Source organism: Vibrio sp. McD22-P3 (assembly GCF_021568915.1).
Classification (GTDB): Bacteria; Pseudomonadota; Gammaproteobacteria; order Enterobacterales; family Vibrionaceae; genus Vibrio; species Vibrio mediterranei.
Window position 1 is genome coordinate 109,892 of record NZ_JAKGTN010000008.1, and the last position, 18,006, is coordinate 127,897.

Consider the following 18,006-nt stretch of genomic DNA (forward strand, 5'->3'; position numbering starts at 1 on the left):
TGCTTAGCCTCCATTCTCTTGACGTTTGACGGTAGCTTTCCAAACCAAGCTTGAAACAAGAAATAGCCCAGCGGCGACACAAACGATCGTTGGGCCGGTAGGCGTATCCATTAGATAAGAAGTGCGCAGACCTACAATGCTGGAACTGCTTCCAATAACCGCCGCCAATACGACCATGATTTCGGGGGTGCGGCTAAATGGGCGGGCGGTGGCAGCAGGAATGATCAGCATGGCAACAATCAGCAAGACACCCACCACTTTAATGGCGACTGCAACGACGACAGCGAGTGCGATTGTGAGAATCAGTTGCTCCCTTTTGGGAGAATAGCCACTTGCTAACGCGAGATCTTTGTTTAAGGTGGAGAGCAGTAATCCAGACCAACGAAAGCCAATCAGTCCAACAACCAGTAACGTACCCAGCCAAATCACCAATAAATCGGTTTTGCTTACTGCCAGAATATCACCGAATAAATAGGCCATCAGATCAAGGCGAATCCCGGATAAAAATGAGACAGCAACCAGACCGATTGCCAATGCCGAATGAGCCATGACGCCGAGTAAGGTATCCATGGCGTAACCTCTGCCGCTGAAGGTGGAGACGGTTATGGCCATCAGAAGCGCAATAATCAGCACGCCTGGAAAAATAGGCAGCGAAAATGCTAGTGACAACGCAACGCCCAGCATAGAGGCATGAGCGGTAGCATCACCAAAATAGGCCATGCGACGCCAGACAATAAAACAGCCCAATGGCGCGGCGGCTAATGTAACGCCAATTCCTGCTAAGGCCGCTCGCCAGAGAAAATCATCCAACATTGAGTCTTCCTTCTTGGAGAGCGATTGGGGAAGAGTGGTGTCGATAGACACCTAACACGTCTTCATCATCCAAACCGAATAGTGCTTTGTACTCTGGTGATGCACTGACCTTCTCTGGAACACCTTCACAGCACACATGCCCGTTTAAACAGATCACTCGATCTGTTCTTCGCATAACAACGTGAAGATCGTGACTAACCATGATGACAGCACATCCTGTTTGTTTGCGGATCGCGTCGATTTGTTGGTAGAAATCGACAGTACCTCGCTGGTCAAGTCCTTGAGTGGCCTCGTCGAGTAACAGTAGGGACGGTTGCTTCAGAAGTGCTCGAGCCAGTAGGACGCGTTGTAGTTGCCCGCCTGATAGCGACCGAAGTTGCTGTGTTTCTAAGTTAGCAACACCAGCTTGCTCCAAGGCTTGTTTTATCCTTGATTTGGAATGACGCAGAGGAAGCGTTAGAAAGCGATATACCGTCATAGGTAGGGTTTCATCAATATGTAAACGCTGGGGCACGTAGCCGATCTTCAAACTCTCACTGCGCTCGATGTGACCGCTAATTGGGGAGATTGCGCCTATCAAGGTCTTCAATAGTGTGGATTTACCTGACCCATTGGGGCCGACAATCGTGACTATTTCCCCCTGACTCACCGAGATATTTATGTTGTCCAATATTAAATGGCTGCCAAATTTAACTGACAACCCGTGGGATGAAATCAACATTCACCTTCTCTCAACTTACTAAGTAACGACGATTTGCAAACCTGTGCATAGAGAAAAGATGCTTGCAAGACGTCTGGAATAAAAGTTATGTTATAACATAACAATTGTAGTTGCCAATCTTATATCTTAAAAAACAGGGAGAAGAAAATGTTTAAAAAAGCCTTATCAGGCATGGTGGTTGGTTTGGTCGTAGCTTCAAACGCTTACGCTAAGGTACCTAATGTGGCAGTGGATATTGCTCCATTGCATTCGTTAGTGTCTCAGGTGATGGATGGCGTTGGTGAGCCTGACTTATTGATTCGTCCCGAGTCATCACCTCATGAATACCATTTGCGTCCATCAGAGGCTAAAGCTCTCTCAGAAGCGAACGTTGTATTTTGGGTTGGCGAGGGGTTGACCCCATGGCTCGAAAAACCATTATCCAGCTTAGCTGGATCAGCAAAGAAAGTTGAGATGATGGAAGTGGATGGCACAACCTTGTATGACTTCCGTGAGGGTGCAACATTTGAGGCGCATGAACACCATGGAGATGAGGCTCATCATGATGAACATGAACATCACGATGCTGACCACCATGATAAACACCAAGAAGAGCATCATGAGCACCATCATGAAGGCCATGACCCACATGTATGGTTAGATCCTCAAAATGCCGAGGTTTGGGTTAAAGCCATCGCCAAAACACTCTCTGAAGCTGATAGTGAGCATGCATCGATTTATCAACAGAACGCAAAAGCGACGATTTCTCGCTTACAACAACTGACTTCTGAGATAAAACAGCAAACCCAAAATCTGGGCGGTATTAAATTCATTGTTTTCCACGATGCCTATCAGTATTTCGAACAACGTTTTGGTGTGTTAGCGTCAGGAGCAATATCAGTATCGGACGCATCGAAGCCAAGTCCTGCGCGTATTACTCAAATTCGCAACACGGTAAAAGAGCTCGGAGTGACTTGTGTGTTTACGGAACCCCAGTTTAATCCGCAACTGGTAAATTCAGTGTTTGAAAACTCTACTGTTACTACCATCGGTGTGATGGATCCTATCGGTGCTGATATCGCAGTAGGTAAAGACCAATATAGTCAGCTGTTGCTGGCGATGCTAGGTAGCCTTCAACAGTGCCAACAGTAAACTCACAATAGTGAATAACCTCTCTGCATTGTGATATGCAGAGAGGTTTATCTGTTTGTTATGCCTTATGCCGTTTCAAAGAACGCCTTGTGATAGGTTACTTCACCTTTAGGGATAGTATTCTCAAATCCTTTCACCAAGAAGTATTCTGCTGGGACATCTGCAAACGTTAGGTTTGGATGAGATTCGAAACCAAAGCGTCCGTAATAACTTGGGTCTCCAAGTAACACAATGCCTTGATAACCGAGTTGTTTGATTTGAGCTTCCCCTTCTCGAATCAGCGCTCCGCCTATGCCTTTGCCTTGATGCTCTGGAATGACAGATACAGGACCCAATCCAACCCAAGTTGAAGCTTCACCATCTATTAGGATTGGTGAAAACGCAATATGACCGATAACCTCGTTATTGGCTTCGCACACAAGAGAAACAGTAAGTGCGTTGTCACGACGAAGTCCGTCGACAATGAGATGTTCTGTTGGTTTCGCACCTGGTTCGTGATGTGGGTGGTTCTCAAATGCTTGATATGTTATTGAGTGGATCTGTTTAGTATCTTCGTGAGTTTCTGTTCTGATTTTCATGCAATTACCTGCTATTTGGCCACGCTTGTTTACGCATCAAGCCGTTGTTCTTCGCTTATGTGATGTCGTTACTATAAAGTGTGAAGTTATAGACAGGTCAACGACAATTTTTAAAAACTCTTATTCGATTGGGAAAGGGGAATAACGACGAGTTTTATGAGGACTCTATTTGCTGACAATCTTCAGTCTAGAACTAGAACTGAATGTACAAAAAAAGACCTATATGAATAGGTCTTTTCAATCTAGCTACTTTAAATTTAATAGCATGCTCAACGCAACTTTTAAACCCTTAGTACTTTTTAAGAATTTCCACGATAGCGGCTTCATTATCCGCGGCGATGATGGCGTCCACGTCTTCATCGTTTTGGAACAGTTCTGCCAATGCCATGATAGTTTGGATATGGCTATCAGAGTCCATCGCTGCCAATGTGACCGAGAAGTAGACGTCGCCGTTATCTTCTGATTCTAAGTCAACACCATTCTTAAATACCGTGATTTGAAGCGCTTGCTCATTCACGCCGTCTTCTGGACGAGCATGTGGCATGGCGATTTTTGGAGCTAGTACATAGTAAGCACCAATTTCTTTGTGCTTAACCTTAATTGCTTCCAAATAACGTGGCTCGACCTTACCTTGTTCAATCAGCTTTGAACATGTGATATCTAACGCCGCGTCTACGCTTAAGCTCGTTTCGTGAGAGATAACGATGCCGTTATCTCCAATTAGGTTCATGATGCTCATGATACAATCCAACCTAGAATTAGACCAACTACACCGAAGTCGAAGTCAGCGAACGTCGTTGCTTCAAGACCTAAGCCACCTAGTACTGGCAGTAGTAACATTGGTAGGAACGAGATACATAGACCTTGAGTGAATGCACCTAGTACTGCACCGCGAAGACCACCTGTTGCGTTACCATAAACACCTGCCGCACCACCTACGAAGAAGTGAGGAACAACACCTGCTACGATAATGGTCCAGTCAAACATGCCTTGGATGCCCATTGCTACAAGACCTGCTGAGAATGAAGATAGGAAACCAATCAGTACAGCGTTAGGAGCAACTGGGAATACCATAGGACAGTCTAGTGCTGGTTTTGCACCTGGTACAAGTTTGTCTGAGATACCCTTAAATGCCGGTACAATTTCAGCAATCAGCATCTTCACGCCTTGTAGTACGATGTACACGCCACCAGCGAAAGTCAGAGATTGCATGAAGGTGAATACTACCCAGTTTTGACCACCTGAAACACCTTCTACAAACTCACCGCCTGCAAAGATAGATGCAATCATAAAGAACACAGCCATAGTTGTAGCAACAGCGACAGGCGTATCACGCAAGAACATAAGGCTCTTTGGAACATTAATGTGCTCAGTTGATTTTTCTGGGTTACCAAATTTGCTACCGATGAAGCCAGCAACGATGTAAGACAGTGTTGAGAAGTGACCCATTGCTAATTGATCGGTACCCATAACTTTCTCAGTATATTTCTGAGCTAGAGCAGGCATAATGACCATTAGAGAACCAACAATTATTGCACCCATCGCAACTAGAGTCGCACCTGTAATACCTGCTGTTGACAGAATAACTGCAACTAGCATAGACATAAACATAGTGTGGTGACCAGTTAGGAAAATATATTTTAGCGGTGTGAAACGAGCCAAAAGAATATTAACGATAAATGCGAAGAACATAATTAGTGCCATTTCATAACCGAATGCTTCTTGTGCTAGAGCAACAATTGCTTCGTTATTTGGAATAACACCACTTACACCAAATGCTTCTGTAAATACAGTGGAGAAGTTATTTAGTGCGCCAACTAAAGCGCCAGCACCAAAACCTAAAATTAGGAAACCCATTACGGTTTTAATAGTGCCTTTTAGAATGGTTGAAACATCAGCTTTCTGTGCAATAAGGCCAATGAAAGCTATTAAACCAACCATGATTGCGGGCTCTTTTAATAAGCCCAGCATAAACTCGAAGAAGTTAGCCATTATACTTTTTCCTTAGATGAATTTTTTTAATTGCTCTTCAATTGAAGCTTTGTCAAAAATATTCGCTAGGCTAACAATATTCTCTTTACCAGCATCTGCTAATTGCGTTGCAACATCAGTAGCTGCTACCCAAATATCAGCATTGCTTGATGCTGCTGATGATAGATCTTCATGATCAACTTCTGCATCTAGACCAATTTTCCCTGCTACTTCTTTAACTGCCATTTCCATCATTAATGAAGTACCAAGACCGTTTCCGCATACAACCATTATCTTTTTCATATCGTCATTCTCTGTAGAGTTATTGAGAAGGAGGCCGTTCACCTCTCTATTGGATTGAGTGCATCATAACGAAAAACAGGAGGGTTGCCATGGATCCAAATCACAAAATCAAGTTGACCTTATGATCTGGATCACAGTATTGGCGGAGTAATATCGATTAAAACTTGAGCGCTAATACTTAAGGGTTATTTGTGGATTTAATAGGATGGTAGCGATGAAAAATCACAAGAGAAATAATGTGATCTGTGTATATGAATAGATTTTCACTTGTTTATAATTGGTAGGGGACGATGTCATTACTTACCATAATCAGTGAGCATTTTCTTAAGGAGCTTATTAACGTCCTTGGTCTTTTTATTTCTTTTTGTAAGAGCACTTAATGAGGTTGGTAGCTGCGGTTTATCGGAATCTTCGACTGTATCTTCGGCTTTATCTCTCAATTTCTGTACCGCAGGTAAAAGCATGCGAACTTCATCACCGAGTTCATTTTCCAATACGACAATGTTATCTGACTCAACTTGAATAATAGTTAACAAACCATGGTTGGGTGATTGAATAGTTTCACCAACCATTGATGATTGAACTGGAACAGAACGGTCGGTAAGTTGACCACTTCGAAGTTTAGCGGCTGTAATTGAACGTATATTACCGGTATTTTCAAACGCAACAATGACGGTATGTGTATTGTAGTATTCCACAACAGTAACATAACCATGCTTTTTAGTTTCAAATCTCGCACCTATTTGCATATCTAATGGTGCGTCCATTTTTTTTATTAACATTTAGTTTCCAGTGTACAAACTTTTTAATTTCACTTAGCTAAGTATACACCCTAGATTTTTCAATATAAATATTTGTATTAGGCTAGCCACCATATTAGTTAAGGTGTAGGGCAACATAAGGACTTAAAGGCAACCATGAAATGCCGCCTTAGATCCTCTAGCGATCTTCTGTTGACTGTTTTTCCTTCAAGGCGTTAGCTGCGTAGCGAACTGCGAACACACACAAAAGCATCATAATAAAAGGAATGGACGCCAAGGAGATTTCTAGCCAAGGGAAGTCGGTGAAGTATTTTGAAAGTAACAAGTGGGAAATGATGTTCAGTAAAGCAATCACTATTGCCACCACGAGTAGTTTCATCTCTTTGTTCATCCGATTTTCCTGCTGAATGATAGTTTAGGAGAGGCGCTATGGTTTCAAGCATGAGGGCGTTATTGTGCCACAAGGAGGACAGCGTTTGTCGTGTTCATGATCTCGTATTCTCAAATTGTAGTAACCACATTTAATCATCAAGTGAGAGTGGTTAACGTTCCCCAACGTAGGCATTTAGTTCGTTCGATTAGCTATGTTAGACTCGCCACGAAAGGGCGGAGTTTAGAAAGGAAGATAGGTTGAAATCTGGTTTAATATCATTTCTTGCATTTGTGCCAGTGTTAAGTCAGGCAAGTACCTTGTGTCACCAAGAAGAAAATTGGTTAGCGGGATGCGAGCTTCGTAACGATAAGGTTGTTAGTTTCTGTACTGATAAAACAGGGTTAACGACATACCGTTACGGTAAACCTAACAACATTGAGCTGACTATAAAGGAACGCCAGCCAGGGACAATGAAGACATTGAGTGAAGGGTATTCACGAGGAGCTGCTTCGGAGTATCAAGCTCAAAATGGCCGTTATACCTACACTTATACTGATGGGCTTTATGGAAGCAACGACGCAACATATCTCTTAATGGAGCTCAATCATAGAGGATTTGAAATCGCTGGATTAACTGAAAACACGCTGTCTCATCATACCGTAGACAAATCGCTAATCGTTTCTCACGATTCTAAGGGCGAACTGGCCAGCATCAAATGCGATGACGACAGCCATTTTTATGGAGAGCCCGTTGGACGAAGTGAATACATTCATATCCTCCGAAATGTAACGGATGAATATCGCTTACCATTGGCGGACTTGCCTCCTCAATGTCAGTCTGATGCCGCATCTTGTGTAAAACTGTATGAGGACTTCAATCGAGATTTCATTTTTGTTCAGTTCCAATCTATCGATCAAAGTAGTTTTGTGAATGACAAAGCGTATTTAATCAAAATGGCAACGGGAGATATTAGTCAGGTCACAATGCAAGCTCTGTCATCGTCAGATGAGACTCTGATGAAACCGCTGCTTTATCTTACTGTCGATGCAAAACAGTTGGTGGTTAGCCTAGAAAGCGAAGTACGTTAGTAACTCTTCAGCGCTACTCAACTAATTGTCCCTAGTCCTAGGTAACATTTCATCCTCACACGTGAATACGGTCGAAAAATCTCATACTTCACGCGACGTCAGTGTTCTAGTTGTCATTATAATTTCGCTACCCAACGTTTTGATGTGTAAAGGAATAAGGAGAACTTGAACATGTGGAGTCAGATCTGGGGATTTGTGACTGGTAATGCAGCTTCGATAGTTGAGCAGGTAGAATCTGCCGTAGATGATTACTTCTATACGGATGAAGAAAAGAGCAGAGACAGCGTCTCAGCACAGAAAAATCGCACAAAGTTTAAAGCACAAATGGCGGCGATTACTTCACAGTTAGCACAAAATGAACAGCGCTTTAAAGTTCAACTAGAACAGCTAATCGCAGAGCGCGAAAAACAAATCCACGATACCTACCAACGAGAAATCAGTGCCTCGAAAGATGTCATTGTCGCCGAGCTTCACCAATCCGATCTTTACACTAAGCGAGCAAGGCCAACAGTGATTTATGCGGGGCTTTTGTTTGTGTTTCTAGAACTGCTTGGGTTGAGAGTAGCGTTACTTTCGCACCTTGAAGCGAGCTTGGCCGTTATTGAAAGCTCTACGGCAATATTATCGGCATTTCTGTATATGTGGGGAACAGTAGCGGGTGCCTACGCATTAGGGAGAAGTGCCGAAAAGCGCGGCATCTCTAATTCGGTTACGCGATTGGTAACCGGTGCTTCAAAAGCACAAAGTGACAACTCCGCTAAAACCCTTGAACAGAGAGTGAAGGAGCAAATTACGTGGTAACCATAGTGTTGCATTGTTCTGATTCTCATTTTGGTAATGCTGCGCTCATTGCGAAATGGCATCTGGCGAGAGGCTGGCAAGGGATTGGATATCATTACGTGATTTTGAATGGTTGGCTGAGCACCAGATCTTATCATCCTTGCTATAACGGTCATATCGAAACTGGACGAGCGTTGAATAGCGATTCCTTGGTCTCTCCTTTTGAAGTAGGTGCTCATGTGAAAGGGCACAACGCTCAATCTGTTGGGATATGCTTGATTGGTCGCTCTGGTGTGTTTACCGATGAACAGTTGAACGCAGCGTTGTCGATTGTCTATCAACTGGAGAGACAGTTTGGAGAGATAAGAATTGTTCAACATAGTGAGCTTGATGGAAACAAACCAGAGTGTGCGGGTTTAGATATGGTTCGTTTCCAAGCTAATCTGCGCTGTTACAGACGATTAATTGAGGTGTGTTGAGAGCGGATAAAGTGGTCACCACCTAAAACGGACGAATAGCGATGCGCGATGGTGAGATGCCCGTCAGTCGCTTAAAAGCGCGCGAAAACTGAGATATGCTTGAGAAGCCCATATTAACTGCTACGCGCGATACTGTTTCACCGCGTTGCAGTTGTTCCATAGCTATGTCTAAAATTAGGTTGTCTCTTAGTTGTCGAAAAGTGATGCCTTGCTCCTTAAGTCGACGTTGAAGTGTGCGTTTACTAACATTGATCACTTGAGCGGCTCGCTCTAGGTCAAACTTAATTTCTAACACATACGGACGAAGCGCGCTGTATATATGACTGATGGCGTTGTAATAAATCCCGTTGTTTTCCTCTTCTTCTTTACGAAACCCCACCTCACTTTTCGTCATTGTGATAGTTGACTGCGCCAATGAATGTTCAATGACCACGCCACAAACAGTGCGAGCTTGAACAAACTGAATTGTTGCTGGAAAACACTGGATAATGTCGTCATGACACAATGACTGTAAGTGCACTTGCGTTGGTATCCAATCTGTTTTGGTTAACGCTTGAATGGTTTCTATCATTGCCCAAAGACTAAACACTTCGGACCAGACAAAAGTGGTATCTTCAGTATTTACTGCTTTGTAGCGAGAAAATAGAAAATGATCGCCAAATAGTTTCAACTCAATGTCCGATTGAGGTAACTGAACTTGAAGTGCTTGAATGACCTGTTTCAGTGCGTCTTCGAGAGTGGTTTCTGAACCTACGTTACATAGCAATTGTGGGACAATATGTTCTCGTAATGCAATACGCACTACTTGTGTGCCAGATTCAGGACCCAGTTGATCATACGTAAGTTGAACCAGACGAAAGACGGCTTGCAAAGGAAGAAATGTGGGTTCCGCTTGTTCATATTCGGTCGGTAGACCAGCCGAAGATACGAACTCGTGAACATCAACACCGCTGCGGCGCAATTGAGATAAAATACTCGTGGCATAGTCGCTATAAACAACGGGAATCATAAACTCTCCTTCATGGTGGTTAGAATTCGATTAAGACGCAGCAAATAAAGTCGATGGATAGAATGAGATGCGCTAAGAGCGCATCATTAGTTGAGAAATCGAGTTAAGGTCATGACTTAACTACGGTTTTCTCTGGTGTGATTTTCCCATCCAGTACTTTTTGGTTCACGCCGTAATAGCGAACGGTAAAAGAGAAGTTTTGGCCGTTGGTGTCAATGTTGTTGATTGCCTCTTGCCCACAGTTGAAAGAGACAGTGACGGAGCCATTCGCATTTTTCTGCCAGTTATTTGATGACACATGATTGGCACCATCGATCAGGTAGCGGTTTTCGTCATATGGCGTAACGGATGTAAAGTACTTGGAGTCAGGACTCTCGAATGTTGTTGTCTGGCACTGATTCGCCTTTAACATGACCGAGTTAGTATAAAGGTTCGCGACGTTGACCTCAGGCGAAGAGCCTCCCCAGCCGTTGGCATTTTCTAGGTTCCACTGATGAAGATCGGTAATGTCAGACGATGAGCGTGGAAAAGTGTAAGCGAAGACTTTGCCCTGAGTTTCAGCGGTTAACTTTGAAGTCCATGCCTCTACTTCGTCGAAGTCGTAGTTTTTGACTTGATAAGTACCAAATTTCAACTGGTCAGTCGTAATTCTGTCCTGAGCGGCTCTCGCTGCATCTAGGCCTTTCTCAGTACCAGTGCGGTAAATCAGAAAGGCATAGTCTGTTTCTACTTTGGTTGTGTAAGAACCTTCACCCACGACGTAATGTTCCCCATGGCCACCCTCATTGACTACTTGAACGGCCATATAGACATCGCTTTGCGGGATATCGAATGAGACAAAGCCATTCTGCGCTTCAACAATGGCTACAGAGTAAAGCGTGTCATCATTCATTTGCACTGTAGGGGCGGCTTTACCACGTGGTGGTAGGTTTCGCATATGAGTGATGTGTTGGTTAGCTCCGAGCGCTGCCCAATTGCGATAGTTGCGTGCTGTCTCTGCAAACGCGTAGTTTTGCTCGGTTACTTTGATGAATTCGTTGCTGTCATTATTAGTAGTGGTGGTTCCACAGGCGCTGAGCACAAAGCTTAAGCTGATGACAGAAGTGGCGAGTAACGTTTTCTTGAGTATCATAACTATCTCCGAGGGTAGTAATTAACCAAAGTGACGATTAACTCAACCTTGTATTTAATCGCGTTCTTGAATGAGGTTAAGACTATGTAGAGATAGGTATTATTACCAATGATACCTTTTTATTTCAGATATGCATGAAGCGTATATCTTGATTAACTACCTGATACCGATATCTTTTCTGCCAGCGTTTCCAACATCAATGTTTTAAACCACTTGTGAGCGGGACTGCTCAAGGTGCGGCGATGTTCAATCAAATAGATACTGACTAAATACGGCTTGTCATTAAACGGCTTGATGATCTTGAGGTTGGAGCTTTTCTCAAACGTTTGGGCCAGTGCGTGGCTCGAAATCATTAATCTATCGGTGTCTTCAAGTGATTCCATCAATGTGGCGAGTTGTCCTGATTTTAAAGCGATGGTTCTTGATAGCCCTTGATTGGCAAGCTCTATATCAATCGGGTTGAGATAATGCTGAGTAGAGCGCACGTCTAGAGATAGGTCGACAAATTGATACTCTAAGCAATCTTTGATGCTTATAGTCTGTTTATCCAGCAATGGGTGACTATTCGAACCATAGATAACAGGGTAAGTGCTTCCAATCTTCTCACAGTGGTACTCCTCACTTTGTACCACTTCTTCAACGTGAATTGAAAAATCCACTTGCCCGTCTTTTAAGAGCTGAGTAGGGTCGAGAGACGAGGGATATTCTTCAAGGGATGCGTTAGGGGCGACTTCTTTAATTGCTTTGGCTAAAGGAGCAGTGAGAAAGCGGCTCATTAACGGTGGTACAGAAATTCTGAAGGCGCGTTCACATCGACTGGGCGAGAAGTTCAGTCCATTGAGTAAGGCATCAATGGATAGCAGGATTTGGTCGAGTTCAGGCTCTAGTTCAAGGGTTTTAGTTGTGGGTTGCAGACCATTGGATTCGCGGTAAAACAAAGGATCGTCAAAAAGCGCTCTCAACCGGGAAAGGGTACGACTCATCGCTGGTTGGGAGAGGTAGAGCTTTTCAGCCGCTCGTGACACATTGCGCTCTTTTATCAGTACGCTAAGTGATACCAGCAAATTTAAGTCTATTCTTGATAGTTCCTGCTCAAGAGTCTTCATATCTTCCTTGCTCACCATTTATTACATAAAAGCATATCAGTACTAATACTATTGCCTTTGAATTAATATCGCTAGCCGATAATGACCTCGACGTGCTTGGACCGCAAATGTTTAACCATGTTTTCTGGTACTGCGTCATCAGTCAACAAAATGGAGATTTCGCTGGTGTCGCCAATCGACGACGGAAAAATCTGCCCGAACTTGCTGGAATCTGTTAAGACGATATTACGGCGTTTCTTCTGGATGATGGTATCGGCAATGTCTGCACGCATCATATCGCGACTAGTGAAGCCGGTATCAATATCAAAGCCATCGATACCTAAAAACGCAGTACTAAAATGAATGTTCTCAATGCAAAGCTTGGTTAGTGGTCCAACTAAGCTTTCACCTTGATGTTGGTAAACACCACCCAGCAAAATGATATTGGCTGAGGTATGACGAACGAGATGCGCGATGTAGGCCGAAGGAGTGATGATGGTGACATCACCTCTTTCTGCTAGTGTACGAGCAAGTAACGCATTGGCACTGCCGCCTTCGATAAGCACCGTTTCATTAGCGGCAACAAGATCAGCAGCCTTGTTGGCAAGCTGCTGTTTTATATCGAAATGCACTTCAAGGCGCGAGTCGATGTCATCACTTTGCAAGGAAACAGCGGCACCATGAACTCGTTTTAAGTAGCCGTTTTGCTCTAGATAGTTGAGGTCTTGACGTATGGTCACACCGGAAACACCAGTGAGCTCAGAGAGGTCAGTGACTTGCACTCGTGTTCTGTCGTTCACTAAGTTTAAGATTTCAGACTGTCTGGAATTCATTGAGGCCCCGGGCGTTACGTAAATCAATAAAGAAGAGGGCTAGTATAGCCCTCTTTCGTTTCAATTTCATTTGAAAGTGGTGATTTGAAACTTGTTACAAGTCGTGCTCGGTACGAGCGATGATGTCATCCTGCGCGTCTGGAGACAATGCAGTAAAGAACGCTGAGTATCCTGCAACGCGAACCACAAGATCGCGATACTGTTCAGGATTACGTTTGGCCGCCAATAAGGTGTCTCTCGATACGATATTGTATTGAACGTGCCACCCCTTATGATGATTGAAGAAAGTTCTAATCAACATGGATAGCTTCAGTTTGTCACTTTCCGACTGCACCGCTGCAGGAGAGAGTTTCTGATTCAACAACACACCACCAAGAATCTGATTTGCTTGGATTTTTGCCACTGAGTTGTACACAGCCGTTGGTCCCAAACGATCTGAGCCAGACGAAGGGCTTGCTCCTTCAGCAAGTGGAGTTGACGCTTTTCTGCCATCAGGCGTTGCCATCGTCGAGGCTCCGAATGGCACGTTAGCAGAGATACTAGAGGTCCCCGCATAGTACCCACCACCAATCGGGCCTCGTCCATGTCGGGTATTAACGAATTGTTTAAGCTCATCAATGTAAACTTGATACGCTTGCGCTAGTAGATGGTCAACAGCGTCATCGTCGTTGCCATATTTAGGCGCAAAGTTAATCAGCTGGTGGCGCAACTGTTCTTGTTGTGAGCCTTCAAAGTTCTCTGCCATCGCTTTCGCCAATTCAGGCTGGCTGATCTGCTTTTCATCGAACACCAGATGCTTGATGGCTGCCAAGCTATTGCCTAAGTTTGCGATACCTACTTGTAATCCGGATATCCAATCATACTTCGCACCGCCTTCCTTGACGGTTTTGCCACTTGGTAAGCAGTTATCAACCAACGAGGAGCAAAAGATATCGTGCGCCTGCTGCTCTAGCACAGAGTCGACAACGGTATCAATTTCAATCGACTTTCTGGTGTAGTAGCGGATTTGATCTGCCCAGCTGTGCATCACTTCATCCATACTAGCGAAATTGTTTTTCTCTAGTGATTTACTGTGAGGTAAGAAGCACTCTCCAGACGTGGCGTCGACACCTTCATTTAACGCGGCCAATAGGATTCGAGCAAAGTTAATAAAGCTCATACCGGTGCAGCGATAACCCCACTTACCAGGGACCGCGGTTTCAATACAACCAATCGACGCATAGTTGTAGGCATCTTCTCGCTCGACCCCTAGTTTTATAAACTCAGGAATAACGATTTCATCGTTGTTAAACGCTGGCATACCAAAGCCACACTTAATGACTTCGATACAACCCATTAAGAACTCTTGATTCAGGCCTTCGTGATAGCGAACACTCAAGTTAGGCTGCGTGGAGCGGAGTTGACCACATGACTCAAGAATTGCCCAAGAAAGTGGGTTGACCGCATCCATTGGCACTCCTTTCTCATCAAGCTTTTGACCGCCAATACAGACGTTTTGATAAAGTGGAGAACCAGCCGAGGCTTTGGAATGAGCCCCTGAGCGTATTTTGTTGACTTCCAGCAGCTTTAACCAGCAGCTTTGTAGTAGTTCTGTAGCAAAGCTAGGTTGCAGGGAGCCATTGTTGATATCGGTGATGTAGAAATCATTGAGATATTGGTCCATACGACCAAATGACACCGAGTGACCGTTTGATTCGATTTGCAGCATCAATTGCACAAAGTAGCAGAGCTGTAATGCTTGCCAGAAGTTGCAAGGTGGATGATAAGCAATGTGTTCACAGTTTGCGGCAATGGTTTCAAGCTCTAGTTTGCGTTGAGTATCCGACTCCTGTTGCGCCATGTTCAATGCCAACTCCGAGAAACGCAAAATGTGTTGCTGAATCGCACGTAACACAATATCGACCGACTTATAAAACTGCTCTTTCTTAAGTCCTTCATAAGTGGAAATATCGTTATTTAAACGATGATCGTCCACTTCGGTAATGAGTCCATCTAAACCAATGGCGAGAATTTTCTCGTTATCGACTGCTAGGTGAGCGTCACCGGATGTCATATTACCTTCGGCTTTGATAATGGTCGTTGCCAAGATGGCTTGCTGCTCATCGGTGAATAAACCATAGCAACGATCCTGTACCGTTTTACCTCGCCAATATGGGGTAAGGGCGTGGATAACGTCTTTGTCTTGCTCTGTGACAGCAAAGCCTGCTCCTGGTCGGTCAGCAAGCTCATCAATCTCTGCTTCAATCCAACGTACGGTGTACTCAGGGAAGATTGGCGCCGCGCGCAGTTTGCTGGCTTGGTTACCCACAATTAGCTCATTATTATCGATCCAGATTGTACGTGTCGCTAAATGTTCTTCCAGTGCTAGTGCACGTTGGACGATAACAGGCTTGTCTTCATTCTGCTGGTAGACTTTGGTGTATGCTTGCGCACGCTCGGTACAAATAGGTGGCGTAATAATATTAACCAGAGCTTTCTTATGTTCTTGAATACGCTTAGGTAAGTAATTGAGTTCCATAGTCATTAGCCTCTTACAATCACGTTGATACGTGGATACTGCTTGGCGTACTGTTGCGCGTATTCAAGCAGCTCGGGGTTGTTGAGTGGTTTGTCGGAGCATAAATAGGGCATGTCCAACAAACGGTATTTATTGATGCCTAGTGTGTGATAGGGCAGCAGGTGTAGTTCGGTGCAGTTTTCGATATCAGCTGCGAAATCAATAATGTCTTCGAGCTCTTCGGGAGAGTCATTAAAGTCTGTGATTACGGGTACACGAATGATGATTCGTTTTGCAATAGGCGCTAGTTTGTGGAAGTTGCTCTTAATACGTTTCAGTGAACCCTGTGCCCAGTCCAAGAATTTTGTTTCATTGGTGTGTTTAAGATCGGTTAGCCAGCAATCAATATAGGGCGCTGCTTGTTCAATGTTTTTCCACGGTACATGCATACACGTTTCTACAGCTGTATTTACACCTTCTGCTTGGAGCTGCTTGGCTAAGGACGCCACTAAATCGGACTGCATTAATGGTTCACCACCAGAGAAAGTTACCCCGCCACTACTTTGATCATAAAACGGCTTATCCTTCATTAAGGTATCGAACAGCATTTTTTGTTGAGCATCTTCTCCACACACGGTTAACGCTTGTGTCGGGCACACATTTCGCAAAGCAATGATTTGTGAATCATCAAGGGTATCTCTGTTTATCTTGATGCCTTCTGGTGTAGCTTCAATTGAAGGGCAAGCGTCCAAGCAGCGATGACAGTCACTTAAACAGCTGCGTTTATCGAATAGCACAGAATGCTTAGCACTGCGACTTTCTGGGTTTTGGCACCAGGGGCAAGCCAAGCTACATCCTTTGAGAAACAGTAGGCTTCGAATACCATCACCATCATGAGTAGAGAATCTTTGGATATTAAAATACATGTGCCATCCAATCTTTCATTTTAAGAAGTTATTTACTTTCATTAAATGAAACTTTAACTCTTCATATGAAGATTGTCTTGATCAAAATCAAGATCCATCAAATTGGCAAGATCTATATTGTTGGTAACTTGATAATGTTCAAATAAAGGTTTGAGAATAGAAGATGATTGAACTCTACTTAGATACGGCGGATGTCAGCGAGACCGCACGTTTTAACCAATGTTTCCCGTTAAAGGGAGTGACCACCAACCCGACGATTGTCGCTAAATCTAAGGTGGGGCTCACGACGACACTTGCTAATATGACAGAAGTATTGGGTAATGCGGCGCGTTTTCACGCTCAAGTGGTGAGTAAAGATCCTCGTTCAATGTTAGCGGAAGCAAAGAAGCTAAGTGAACTTCCTTACGATATGGTGATAAAAGTTCCCGCTACGGAGGCAGGGTTAGCTGCTATTAAGTTAATGAAACAAGAGGGTATTCAGGTTCTAGCTACAGCAATATACACGGTGCAGCAAGGATTCATGGCTGCATTGTGTGGCGCCGATTATCTTGCGCCTTACGTTAACCGTATTGATGCTATGAATGGTGATGGCGTTGCAGTGGTTCGTGACCTTCAATTGCTGATCGAAAAACATGGACTTTCAACAAAAATCCTCGCTGCAAGCTTCAAGAATGTCCAGCAGGCGATGGATGTGATGAAGTTGGGGATTGGTGCAATTACTTTACCAGTTGATGTGGCTGCGCAAATGTTCTCGCATCCAGCCATTGAACCAGCAGTAGCACAGTTTGATAAAGATTGGTCAGAAGTGTTTGGTGACAAGCTTTCATTTGAAAGCTAAAAACTGAAGCGTCGCATTCTGAATGCATTTATTGTTGCTAGAGTAACCATTGAGGTGCTAGATAAGCTATCTAGCACCTTTGGCAAATGGCTACGCTCTTACGTATCGGTTTTTAACGATACAATCAAGGTAACGATCTGCTGATACATGCTTGAATTTCAGAGGCTTATCGAGTTCACCAAACAATGAAATACCACCACCAAGAAGGGTTGGAATGGTGGTGATTATCATCTCATCAATTAGATCTTCCGCTAAGAAACTCTGAATCGTCTTACCGCCATCAATGTAGAGGTTTTTGTAGCCTTTCGAGTTCAAGTCACTAACGATGTCGCTTAGCTTACCTTTCACCAAAAAGACTTTGTCTTCATAGCCTTCAGGCACTTTAGTAAGTGTATTACTTAACACAAATACTGGCTTAGAGTAGGGCCACTCAATACCAAAACTCAGAACGATTTCTAGAGTGTTTCTGCCCATGACGAGTCCATCAACTCGGTCCATAAACTCCGCAAAACCAAAATCTGAGCCCTCAGGGTTTGGCACATCATGTAGCCAATCGAGACCGTTATTTTTGTCTGCGATATAGCCGTCTAGACTGGTTCCGATGTATACGATATTTGCCATTGTTGAGACTCCGCTATTTGATATTAAAGGTCATTTTGCTATAATTCTACAGTGTAGAAATTAATAT

Annotated in this window: 20 protein-coding genes; 5 read left to right on the forward strand and 15 right to left on the reverse strand. The window is 43.9% G+C overall.

Annotation, left to right across the window (positions count from 1 at the left end):
* Positions 1–3: 3 nt before the first annotated feature.
* On the reverse strand, positions 4–813 hold the full coding sequence (locus L2W36_RS11310; protein WP_107305992.1) for a metal ABC transporter permease: 810 nt from the start codon (positions 811–813) through the stop codon (positions 4–6).
* On the reverse strand, positions 803–1,534 hold the full coding sequence (locus L2W36_RS11315; RefSeq protein ID WP_236110069.1) for an ATP-binding cassette domain-containing protein: 732 nt from the start codon (positions 1,532–1,534) through the stop codon (positions 803–805). Before L2W36_RS11315 ends, L2W36_RS11310 begins: the two co-directional genes overlap by 11 nt.
* A 147-nt stretch (positions 1,535–1,681) precedes the next feature.
* Here L2W36_RS11315 and L2W36_RS11320 point away from each other — a divergent pair, with 147 nt between their 5' ends.
* Positions 1,682–2,665: a zinc ABC transporter substrate-binding protein gene (locus L2W36_RS11320; RefSeq protein ID WP_236110070.1), complete on the forward strand. Its 984-nt coding sequence runs from the start codon at positions 1,682–1,684 to the stop codon at positions 2,663–2,665.
* 65 nt (positions 2,666–2,730) lie between these two features.
* Here the strand turns inward: L2W36_RS11320 and L2W36_RS11325 are convergent, their stop codons facing one another.
* From L2W36_RS11325 to L2W36_RS11350, 6 genes are all read right to left on the reverse strand, one after another.
* Positions 2,731–3,243, reverse strand: a complete 513-nt coding sequence (locus L2W36_RS11325; protein WP_006069235.1) for a GNAT family N-acetyltransferase — start codon at positions 3,241–3,243, stop codon at positions 2,731–2,733.
* Between the two features lie 289 nt (positions 3,244–3,532).
* A complete protein-coding gene (locus tag L2W36_RS11330) occupies positions 3,533–3,982 on the reverse strand; it encodes a PTS sugar transporter subunit IIA (RefSeq protein WP_236110071.1) in 450 nt (149 codons plus the stop codon).
* Positions 3,979–5,235, reverse strand: coding sequence for a PTS ascorbate transporter subunit IIC (locus tag L2W36_RS11335; RefSeq protein ID WP_006069231.1), 1,257 nt, complete (start codon positions 5,233–5,235; stop codon positions 3,979–3,981). The genes L2W36_RS11330 and L2W36_RS11335 overlap by 4 nt, the downstream gene beginning before the upstream one ends.
* A gap of 12 nt (positions 5,236–5,247) precedes the next feature.
* Positions 5,248–5,517: a PTS sugar transporter subunit IIB gene (locus L2W36_RS11340; protein WP_006069230.1), complete on the reverse strand. Its 270-nt coding sequence runs from the start codon at positions 5,515–5,517 to the stop codon at positions 5,248–5,250.
* Between the two features lie 296 nt (positions 5,518–5,813).
* Positions 5,814–6,299, reverse strand: coding sequence for a hypothetical protein (locus tag L2W36_RS11345; protein WP_038221557.1), 486 nt, complete (start codon positions 6,297–6,299; stop codon positions 5,814–5,816).
* Positions 6,300–6,456: 157 nt separating this feature from the next.
* Positions 6,457–6,669: a hypothetical protein gene (locus L2W36_RS11350; RefSeq protein WP_006069228.1), complete on the reverse strand. Its 213-nt coding sequence runs from the start codon at positions 6,667–6,669 to the stop codon at positions 6,457–6,459.
* A gap of 239 nt (positions 6,670–6,908) precedes the next feature.
* Between L2W36_RS11350 and L2W36_RS11355 the strand changes: the two genes are divergently transcribed.
* The 3 genes from L2W36_RS11355 to L2W36_RS11365 all read left to right on the forward strand — a co-directional run bounded on the left by L2W36_RS11355 (position 6,909) and on the right by L2W36_RS11365 (position 8,998).
* Positions 6,909–7,739 (forward strand): hypothetical protein, encoded by an 831-nt coding sequence (locus L2W36_RS11355; protein WP_236110072.1) that lies wholly within the window; start codon positions 6,909–6,911, stop codon positions 7,737–7,739.
* Between the two features lie 171 nt (positions 7,740–7,910).
* On the forward strand, positions 7,911–8,540 hold the full coding sequence (locus L2W36_RS11360) for a 3TM-type holin (RefSeq protein ID WP_236110073.1): 630 nt from the start codon (positions 7,911–7,913) through the stop codon (positions 8,538–8,540).
* Entirely contained in the window at positions 8,534–8,998 is a 465-nt protein-coding gene (locus L2W36_RS11365) for an N-acetylmuramoyl-L-alanine amidase (protein WP_236110074.1), read from the forward strand. The genes L2W36_RS11360 and L2W36_RS11365 overlap by 7 nt, the downstream gene beginning before the upstream one ends.
* Positions 8,999–9,020: 22 nt before the next feature.
* On the opposite strand, the gene L2W36_RS11370 is transcribed toward L2W36_RS11365, so the two are convergent.
* The 6 genes from L2W36_RS11370 to L2W36_RS11395 all read right to left on the reverse strand — a co-directional run bounded on the left by L2W36_RS11370 (position 9,021) and on the right by L2W36_RS11395 (position 16,480).
* Positions 9,021–10,007, reverse strand: coding sequence for a helix-turn-helix domain-containing protein (locus L2W36_RS11370; RefSeq protein ID WP_236110075.1), 987 nt, complete (start codon positions 10,005–10,007; stop codon positions 9,021–9,023).
* A 109-nt stretch (positions 10,008–10,116) separates the two neighbouring features.
* Positions 10,117–11,139 carry a DUF1254 domain-containing protein gene (locus L2W36_RS11375; protein WP_236110076.1) on the reverse strand — a complete coding sequence of 341 codons (1,023 nt, stop codon included), beginning with the start codon at positions 11,137–11,139 and terminating at the stop codon, positions 10,117–10,119.
* Positions 11,140–11,291: 152 nt separating this feature from the next.
* The gene (locus L2W36_RS11380; protein WP_006069222.1) at positions 11,292–12,245 is read right to left on the reverse strand and encodes a LysR family transcriptional regulator; all 954 of its coding nucleotides are present in this window, start codon (positions 12,243–12,245) and stop codon (positions 11,292–11,294) included.
* Positions 12,246–12,316: 71 nt separating this feature from the next.
* Positions 12,317–13,057: a DeoR/GlpR family DNA-binding transcription regulator gene (locus L2W36_RS11385; RefSeq protein WP_038226276.1), complete on the reverse strand. Its 741-nt coding sequence runs from the start codon at positions 13,055–13,057 to the stop codon at positions 12,317–12,319.
* A gap of 94 nt (positions 13,058–13,151) precedes the next feature.
* A complete protein-coding gene (locus L2W36_RS11390) occupies positions 13,152–15,575 on the reverse strand; it encodes a formate C-acetyltransferase/glycerol dehydratase family glycyl radical enzyme (protein ID WP_329605673.1) in 2,424 nt (807 codons plus the stop codon).
* 5 nt (positions 15,576–15,580) lie between these two features.
* Positions 15,581–16,480, reverse strand: coding sequence for a glycyl-radical enzyme activating protein (locus L2W36_RS11395; RefSeq protein ID WP_236110078.1), 900 nt, complete (start codon positions 16,478–16,480; stop codon positions 15,581–15,583).
* Between the two features lie 163 nt (positions 16,481–16,643).
* Between L2W36_RS11395 and L2W36_RS11400 the strand changes: the two genes are divergently transcribed.
* Complete coding sequence (locus L2W36_RS11400; RefSeq protein WP_236110079.1) at positions 16,644–17,318, forward strand: fructose-6-phosphate aldolase; 675 nt, start codon at positions 16,644–16,646, stop codon at positions 17,316–17,318.
* 90 nt (positions 17,319–17,408) lie between these two features.
* Here L2W36_RS11400 and L2W36_RS11405 read toward each other — a convergent pair whose 3' ends face one another.
* The gene (locus L2W36_RS11405) at positions 17,409–17,939 is read right to left on the reverse strand and encodes a dihydrofolate reductase family protein (protein WP_062455835.1); all 531 of its coding nucleotides are present in this window, start codon (positions 17,937–17,939) and stop codon (positions 17,409–17,411) included.
* Positions 17,940–18,006: the final 67 nt, after the last annotated feature.

Coding starts and splice junctions, on each gene's coding strand:
- L2W36_RS11310 (WP_107305992.1), bottom strand. CDS start 813: ATGTTGGATGATTTTCTCTGGCGAGCGGCCTTAGCAGGAATTGGCGTT.
- L2W36_RS11315 (WP_236110069.1), bottom strand. CDS start 1,534: ATGTTGATTTCATCCCACGGGTTGTCAGTTAAATTTGGCAGCCATTTA.
- L2W36_RS11320 (WP_236110070.1), top strand. CDS start 1,682: ATGTTTAAAAAAGCCTTATCAGGCATGGTGGTTGGTTTGGTCGTAGCT.
- L2W36_RS11325 (WP_006069235.1), bottom strand. CDS start 3,243: ATGAAAATCAGAACAGAAACTCACGAAGATACTAAACAGATCCACTCA.
- L2W36_RS11330 (WP_236110071.1), bottom strand. CDS start 3,982: ATGAGCATCATGAACCTAATTGGAGATAACGGCATCGTTATCTCTCAC.
- L2W36_RS11335 (WP_006069231.1), bottom strand. CDS start 5,235: ATGGCTAACTTCTTCGAGTTTATGCTGGGCTTATTAAAAGAGCCCGCA.
- L2W36_RS11340 (WP_006069230.1), bottom strand. CDS start 5,517: ATGAAAAAGATAATGGTTGTATGCGGAAACGGTCTTGGTACTTCATTA.
- L2W36_RS11345 (WP_038221557.1), bottom strand. CDS start 6,299: ATGTTAATAAAAAAAATGGACGCACCATTAGATATGCAAATAGGTGCG.
- L2W36_RS11350 (WP_006069228.1), bottom strand. CDS start 6,669: ATGAACAAAGAGATGAAACTACTCGTGGTGGCAATAGTGATTGCTTTA.
- L2W36_RS11360 (WP_236110073.1), top strand. CDS start 7,911: ATGTGGAGTCAGATCTGGGGATTTGTGACTGGTAATGCAGCTTCGATA.
- L2W36_RS11370 (WP_236110075.1), bottom strand. CDS start 10,007: ATGATTCCCGTTGTTTATAGCGACTATGCCACGAGTATTTTATCTCAA.
- L2W36_RS11375 (WP_236110076.1), bottom strand. CDS start 11,139: ATGATACTCAAGAAAACGTTACTCGCCACTTCTGTCATCAGCTTAAGC.
- L2W36_RS11380 (WP_006069222.1), bottom strand. CDS start 12,245: ATGAAGACTCTTGAGCAGGAACTATCAAGAATAGACTTAAATTTGCTG.
- L2W36_RS11385 (WP_038226276.1), bottom strand. CDS start 13,057: ATGAATTCCAGACAGTCTGAAATCTTAAACTTAGTGAACGACAGAACA.
- L2W36_RS11390 (WP_329605673.1), bottom strand. CDS start 15,575: ATGGAACTCAATTACTTACCTAAGCGTATTCAAGAACATAAGAAAGCT.
- L2W36_RS11395 (WP_236110078.1), bottom strand. CDS start 16,480: ATGTATTTTAATATCCAAAGATTCTCTACTCATGATGGTGATGGTATT.
- L2W36_RS11400 (WP_236110079.1), top strand. CDS start 16,644: ATGATTGAACTCTACTTAGATACGGCGGATGTCAGCGAGACCGCACGT.
- L2W36_RS11405 (WP_062455835.1), bottom strand. CDS start 17,939: ATGGCAAATATCGTATACATCGGAACCAGTCTAGACGGCTATATCGCA.